At 69.3% G+C, this 5259-nt stretch carries 4 protein-coding genes; 3 read left to right on the top strand and 1 reads right to left on the bottom strand.

Annotated features, from left to right (window positions below):
• From G6027_RS03985 to G6027_RS03975, 3 genes are all read left to right on the top strand, one after another.
• Positions 1 to 1070 (top strand): alpha/beta fold hydrolase (locus G6027_RS03985; RefSeq protein WP_182635601.1); only part of this gene is annotated, 1070 nt, incomplete at its 5' end.
• Complete coding sequence (locus G6027_RS03980) at positions 1067 to 2620, top strand: acyl-CoA carboxylase subunit beta (protein WP_182635599.1); 1554 nt, start codon at positions 1067 to 1069, stop codon at positions 2618 to 2620. The genes G6027_RS03985 and G6027_RS03980, both read left to right, overlap by 4 nt.
• A gap of 532 nt (positions 2621 to 3152) precedes the next feature.
• Positions 3153 to 4520: an APC family permease gene (locus tag G6027_RS03975; protein ID WP_182635598.1), complete on the top strand. Its 1368-nt coding sequence runs from the start codon at positions 3153 to 3155 to the stop codon at positions 4518 to 4520.
• A gap of 6 nt (positions 4521 to 4526) precedes the next feature.
• On the opposite strand, the gene G6027_RS03970 is transcribed toward G6027_RS03975, so the two are convergent.
• Positions 4527 to 5259, bottom strand: a 733-nt coding sequence (locus tag G6027_RS03970) for an arabinosyltransferase C-terminal domain-containing protein (RefSeq protein ID WP_182635596.1), incomplete at its 5' end; no start/stop codon positions are given.

The raw sequence follows: 5259 nt of genomic DNA, 5'->3' as shown, positions 1-5259 counted from the left end.
ACACCGAGCGGATGGCCTTCGGCGCGTGGGCCGTGGTCACCGGTACGGCGGCACCCGGGGTGACCGGGACGCTGCCCGCGCTCGACGAGTCCACCCGGACCGCACTGGCCGAGCGGCTGTCGACCCGATGTGGCGGCGAGATCACCGCCGAGCAGCTGGCCGGGGCCACGACGATCGCGGAGGTCGCCGACCTGCTGCGCCCGTTCACCGAGGTGGCGGTGGAGGGCAACATCCGCGTCCTTCGCGAGGGTTCCACCGACAGCACACCCCTGTTCCTGTTCCACGCGGCCGGCGGATCGTCGTTCGTGTACGAACCGCTGGTCGATCGGCTGGACGGTGACACCCCGGTCTACGGCGTCGAGCGCACGGAGGGGCCGCTGGAGGAGAGGGCTGCCGGGTACCTGGACAGGATCCGGGAGATCGCCTCGGGGCGTCCCGTCGCGCTTGGCGGCTGGTCCTTCGGTGGCGCCCTGGCCGTCGAGGTCGCCCGTCAGTTGCGGGCCGCCGAGGACGTCGTGGCGCTGGTGGCCCTCCTGGATACCGTGCAGCCGTCCGAGCCGATCCCGGACACTCTCGACGAGGCCGAGGCACGCTGGATGCGCTACTCGGAGTTCGCCAAGCGCACCTACGGCCTGGACGTGGAGGTGCCGCGCGAGTTTCTCGCCGAGCACGGCGAGGACGGCGTACTGGGAATGCTCCTCGAGGGACTCGGTGCGGAGGCCAACGCCATGGGTGGGGGCGTCATCGAGCACCAGCGGGCCAGCTTCGTCGACAACCGCATCCTGCAGAGCGCGGACCTGTCCACGTGGTCGGGAGTGGGCGCGGAGGTGCCGTTCGTGCTCTACCGTGCGGAGCGTATGCACGAGGGCGCCATCGAGCTCGAACCCCGCTACGCCCACGTCGACCGCGACGGTGGCTGGGCCCGGATCGTCTCCGATCTGGAGGTGGTCCAGCTCAAGGGTGACCACCTCGCGGTGGTCGACGAGCCGGTGGTCGGTACGGTCGGAAAGCACCTGGCGCGTCGACTCGTCGAGATCGACGCGGGAGTACTGAAGGGATCGGACGCGTGACGGCTAGGACCACCGCGGAGAAGCTCGCTGAACTGCGGGTCAAGACCGAGCAGGCCCGCGACCCGGGCAGCGAGCGGGCCAGGGCCCGACGCGACGCCGCGGGCCACACCCCGCCGCGCGAGCGCATCGCGGAGTTGCTCGACGCGGGAAGCTTCGTGGAGATGGGCCAGCTGGCCAAGGCTCCGGGGAGCCCGGACAACCCGTTCGGGGACGGTGTGGTGACCGGTCGCGGCACCATCGACGGTCGCCCCGTGGTCGTGTACGCGCACGACAACACGGTGTTCGGCGGGTCGGTGGGCGAGGGCTTCGGCAAGAAGGTCTGCGCGATCATGGACTTCGCCCTCAAGGTGGGGTGCCCGATCATCGGGATCAACGACTCCGGTGGCGCCCGCGTCCAGGACGCCGTCACCTCGCTGGCGTACTACTCGGAGATCTCCAAGCGCCAGTACCCGGCATCGGGGTACATCCCGCAGATCTCGATCATGCTGGGCAAGTGCGCCGGCGGCGCCGTCTACGCCCCCGTGACCACCGACTTCGTGGTGGCGGTCAAGGACCAGGCCTACATGTTCGTCACCGGCCCGGACGTGATCAAGCAGGTCACCGGCGAGGACATCTCCATGGAGGACCTCGGCTCCGCCCTGCAGCAGGCCAAGAACGGCAACGTCAACCACGTTGCCGTGAGCGAGCACGACGCCTTCATGTACGTGCGGAACCTGCTCAGCTACATGCCCTCCTCGGCGGCCGAGAAGGCGCCGCGGATCAACCCCGGTCTCGAGCCGGCAACCACGGGGTCCGACCTGGAGCTCGACTCGATCATCCCGGACTCGGACAACGCGGCGTACGACATGCACGATGTGCTCATCCGGATGTTCGACGACGGTGAGTTCGTCGAGACCTCGGGCCAGTTCGCCCCCAACATCATCACCGGCTTCGCCCGGGTCGACGGCGAGTCGGTCGGCGTGGTCGCCAACCAGCCGCTGCACCTGTCGGGGTCCCTGGACATCGACGCCTCGGAGAAGGCCACGCGGTTCATGATGCTGTGCGACGCCTACTCGATCCCGATCGTCTACGTGGTCGACACCCCCGGGTACCTGCCGGGTGTGCAGCAGGAGAAGCTCGGCATCATCCACCGCGGGGCCAAGATGGGCTACGCCGTGGCCGCGAGCTCCGTGCCCAAGGTGACCTTCGTCGTCCGCAAGGCCTACGGCGGGGCGTACGCCGTGATGGGGTCCAAGAACCTCGGCGGCGACCTCAACTTCGCCTGGCCCACCGCACGCATCGCGGTGATGGGGGCCGAGGGCGCGGTGGACCTGCTGCAGCGTCGGCAGATCGAGGAGGCCGGTCCGGAAGAGGGGCCCAAGCTCCGCAAGCAGCTGATCGACATGTACAACGAGTTCATCGCGACCCCGTACTCGGCCGCCGAGCGCGGGTACATCGATGCGGTGATCGAGCCGTCGCAGACCCGTCTGGTGCTGCGCGGCGCGTTGGCCCAGCTGCGCGACAAGGTCCGCAACGAGCCCCCGCGCAAGCACCCCATCGCCCCGCTGTGAGGGGTGCCCGGCCCTAGTTTGACTGAGTCGGGCACCTGTCAACGGAGACCGGGAGCGTGACCTGCCCCTCGCGCTCGAAGGTGAGGGTGACGGGGGTCGACTGACTGTGCTCCGCGCCGGGGGAGAGGGCCAGGGCCTCCGGCGACGCGTCATCTCGACGGGGGACGCCTCCGACGAGGAGATCTGCGACAACGTCTCGCCCCGATCGAACTGTTGTGGGTCGCCGTGACGCTCAGCTGTGCGTAGGGGCGGTTGTCATGCCCGACAAAGTCGACACATCCGGCCGTCGACGTCACCGGTTGGCGCGTCGACCAGCTCATCGTCGGGCCCGGACGCGGGGCCGCACGGTTGCGCACACCCCCGTGGTCGTCGCTAGGGTTCGCTGGCATGACGAGACGCTGTCGATCGTAAACGACGTCCCGATTGGTGCGGACACCCACACGGAGCATTCCTCCTACGACTACTGACCGCCACCAGGCCAGCCACCCATGCCGCCCACCCCGCCCGCCAACCGCGAAGGAGCAGCCGTCGCATGGACCACAACGAGCAGGGCCGGAACAACGACCGGAAGAAGATCACGCTGACCGGTTCCGTCGCCCTGGGAACCGGGGTCATGATCGGGGCGGGCATCTTCGCCCTGGTGGGGCAGGTCGCCGAGCTGGCCGGCGGGTGGATGCCGTGGGCGTTCCTGGCCGGGGCGGTGGTGGTGGCGTTCAGCTCCTACTCGTACATCCGGTACTCGGCCACCAACCCCACCTCGGGCGGAATCGCGATGCTGCTCAAGGCCGCCTACGGGCCCGGGGTGGCGGCGGGCACGTTCTCCCTGTTCATGTACGTCTCGATGATCCTCGCCGAGTCCCTGCTGGGGCGGACCTTCGGTACGTACGTCCTGCGGCCGTTCGGGATGCAGGACTCCTCCCTCTGGGTGCCGGTGCTGGCGGTGGCCGCCATCGCGGCCACAGCGCTGGTCAACCTGGTGGGCAACCGGTGGGTCGAGCGTTCGGCCACGGCTACCGCCGCGCTCAAGATCGTGGGCATCGCGGTGTTGGCGATCGCAGGTGTGCTCGCAGCGGGGGTGTCCTCGCTGGGCCAGCTGTTCACCGCCGCCGACCGCACCCCGCCAGACCACGGCTGGATGGGCTTCCTGGCTGGGGTGACCCTGTGCATCCTGGCATACAAGGGCTTCACCACGATCACCAACCAGGGCGCGGACCTGCGGGATCCGGAGCGCAACATCGGCCGCTCCATCATCATCTCGATCTCCCTGTGCACGGTCCTCTACCTGCTGATCACCGTCGCGGTGACCACCAGCCTGACCGTGCCGCAGATCATCGGGGCCCGTGACTACGCCCTCGCCGAGGCGGCCGAGCCGATGTTCGGATCCTGGGGCGTGACCCTGACCGTGATCATCGCGGTGGTGGCCACGCTGTCGGGACTGATCGCGAGCCTGTTCTCGGTCTCCAAGCTCTACGACATGCTCCGTGACATGGGCCAGGTGCCGGGGCTGCCCGGGGCCGGGGGACACCAGTCGCTCTACATCACCGCCGGACTGGCGACACTCATGGCGGCCTTTTTCGACCTGTCACAGATCGCCTCCCTAGGCGCGATCCTGTACCTGGCCATGGACATCGCCATCCACTTCGGGATCGTCCGACGGCTCAGGGACGAGGTCAACGCCAAGGCGTGGATCCCGTGGGTCGCGATCGTCCTCGACGTCGCGGTGCTCGTGCCCTTCCTCCTCCTCAAAGCGCAGTCCGAACCGTTCACGCTGGTCGTCACCGCCGTGGTGGCCCTGGTGATCGTCGTAGCGCAATGGTTCACCGTGCGACACCGCTCCGGTGACGACGGTGATGACGACGACGAGCGGGCCAATTCCCGGGAGGACCAGCGCGGGCGGTGAACCGGACTACGACTCCGGGTCGGTCACCAGGATCGGGCCCTCGGGCTGCCACCAGCCCCAGCGGGTCGCGGTCCCGGTGGTCACCTCGGCCGGCTCCGGCGGGTCCTCCTGGTAGGTCCCGAGCGGGGTGTAGGCCTCGAGGGAGCCCCAGTCCCGGTTCCAGTCGTGCCGCAGGTACGAGGGGATCGTGCGGGCGCGCTGGGCGACCTCGATCCACCCGAGCGGACCCCCGGACTCGTACGACTGCCAGGTGCTGGTGGCGGCGACAGCCAGCGGCCGGTCCGGAAGGATCCGGTACTCCGGCAGCTCTGCGACCCCCGCGTAGTGCGAGAACGGCCGCTGGCACGGGAACTGCAGGCTCACCGCCCAGTCCAGCATCACGGGTGACTCCGACCCGACCAGCTCCTGGACGGTGACGAGTTCGGGCGCGCGCGGCGGGGTGATCGCCGCCCACTGGTCGGGGGTCAGGTCGTCGTCGTCGACCAGGATCCGCATGACGTCGGCCTCGGCCGGCACGTCCTGCATGTCGACCCGGAGGTTCCGCCAGGTGGGGGCTGGGCCGATGTCGAACGGTACGACGGGCTCGCCCACCACGTCCGCGCCGCCCTCGGTGGCGCGGCCGAACTCCACGATGACCTCTTGCCCGTACTTGTACAGGCCGTCGGCGTCGTAGCGTCCGATCCGCCCGGCGGCCGAGATCACCAGGAGCGGATGCGTCTCGCGGTTCTCCGGCAGCCGG

Source organism: Dietzia sp. SLG310A2-38A2, from assembly GCF_014145095.1.
In the GTDB taxonomy this organism is placed as follows: domain Bacteria; phylum Actinomycetota; class Actinomycetes; order Mycobacteriales; family Mycobacteriaceae; genus Dietzia.
This window is presented reverse-complemented; position numbering and strand designations above follow the sequence as displayed.